Source organism: Bradyrhizobium sp., assembly GCF_049691595.1.
Classification (GTDB): domain Bacteria; phylum Pseudomonadota; class Alphaproteobacteria; order Rhizobiales; family Xanthobacteraceae; genus Bradyrhizobium.
Map to the genome: position 1 here is coordinate 1 of NZ_JBAVNZ010000489.1, position 1,554 is coordinate 1,554.

Here is a 1,554-nt window from a genome sequence, read left to right on the forward strand (position 1 = left end):
CGCGAATGAGGTCGCGCGCTGGACGCCCTGCTCGAGGAGGGTAAGCTTCACGGTGCACAGCTCGTTTTGGGTGTCGAACTCGCCGAGTGAAACGCCGAGTGCCTGGATCTTCTCTTCGATCTCCGTCAACTTGCTCTGCACCTTGACGCGCTCGTCGACAGAGCCGCCGGAGGTTGTCAGGGCCTCCAGCGCCGTGCGCGCCTTTTCGAGCGTCGTGCGCTGCGCCTTGAGCTTGAGGTATTCGTTGGTCTTGTCGTTCTTGACGATGTCGATCTGGGCGCTGCGGCCGATCGCTTTGGCCGCATCGACAAAGGCATCGAATTTTTCCGGTGGCACACCAACCCCAAGCAACAGGGCGCGGCGTCCGGCGAGGCCGGTCGCGCGTTCGAGCTGGATGATCGCCTGATGCGCGCCGATACTGGAAAGGATGCGGACCTTGTCGTCGTCGAACCTGGCCGTGGTCTGGGTGAGGGTCGCGATTTTCTCGTACTTTTGCTGTTCTCCCAAGAGCGGCGCCGGGACCGCCGACGGCGCGGCCTTGATACTGGCGTAGTTGTTGCGGGTCAGCTTGAAGTCGGATTGCTGTTGCATGAAGCCGTCGCCATAGGAGTCGATCGCGACGGATGCGGGTCCGGTGAGTAGACGAAACAGGAAGAGGGCAAGGAACAAGGCGGCCGCGATCAGTGCCGACCAACGCCAGGTCGATGTCATTTCAGGTTGCTCCCCATGCCGTCCCCGTCACGTGCCTGACAAGAAGCCCGCAGCAAGCAGGCTTTTTCGTGATGGCTTCGGGTTTATGCAGCAGGGACGGGTTGAGCTGCCGCGAAAACCATCATCTCCATAACAAGCAATTGATGGGTATCCATCCTACGCGCTACGCGCTTTCAGACCCAGGGCATTCCGAGGTTTTGATGTTGAGCCATATCAAGAAAACAAGTTGCGCGGCATGTTAGCTGCGGCATGGGCGGGCGCACCGTTGAAATTTCAAGGAGGCGAGAAATGAGCACACAGGGCAATATCCACTTCTTTACCAATTGGGCCAAGGAGCGGCTCGATGAAATGGACGCCGCGCTGACATCGCTCGAAGGCAAGGTCGCCGAGGTGCAGACCGATGCACGCGACAAGGCCGGCAAGGCGCTGGCTGACTTGCGCAGGAATCGTGATGCCTTCCGCGACGCCGTCACGAAGCAGGCGGGAGCCGGCGAGGCCGCCTGGACCGGCGCAAAGACCAGGCTGGAAGCGGAGTGGAATGCATTCGAGGCGGAAGTGAAGAAATATGTCGAGAGCTACGGCAGGCAATTCGAGCTTCAGCAAGCGACATTCAAGCTTCAAGCCGCGGCGCAGCTGAAAGCGTGGCGCGACGCGGCCGACAAGCTTGCCGCTGCCGCCGGCGAATTCGCAGCCGAGCGTCGGAACGAAATCGAGGCCAACGTGAAGCGCATGAAGGCCGATGCGGCTGCCGCGGAGGAAAAACTTCTGAAGCTGAATCAGGCGGGAACCCAGTCGTGGTCCGCACTGACGTCGGCCCTGACCGAAACGCGCGCGGTCTTCGAT

At 60.9% G+C, this 1,554-nt stretch carries 2 protein-coding genes; one reads left to right on the plus strand and one right to left on the minus strand.

The window, feature by feature from the left end:
* The coding region (locus WCE35_RS20430) for a DUF4349 domain-containing protein (RefSeq protein WP_424595132.1) at window positions 1-711 on the minus strand (711 nt) is incomplete at its 3' end.
* Window positions 712-999: 288 nt separating this feature from the next.
* Between WCE35_RS20430 and WCE35_RS20435 the strand changes: the two genes are divergently transcribed.
* A partial coding sequence (locus WCE35_RS20435; protein WP_424595133.1) for a hypothetical protein occupies window positions 1,000-1,554 on the plus strand: 555 nt, incomplete at its 3' end.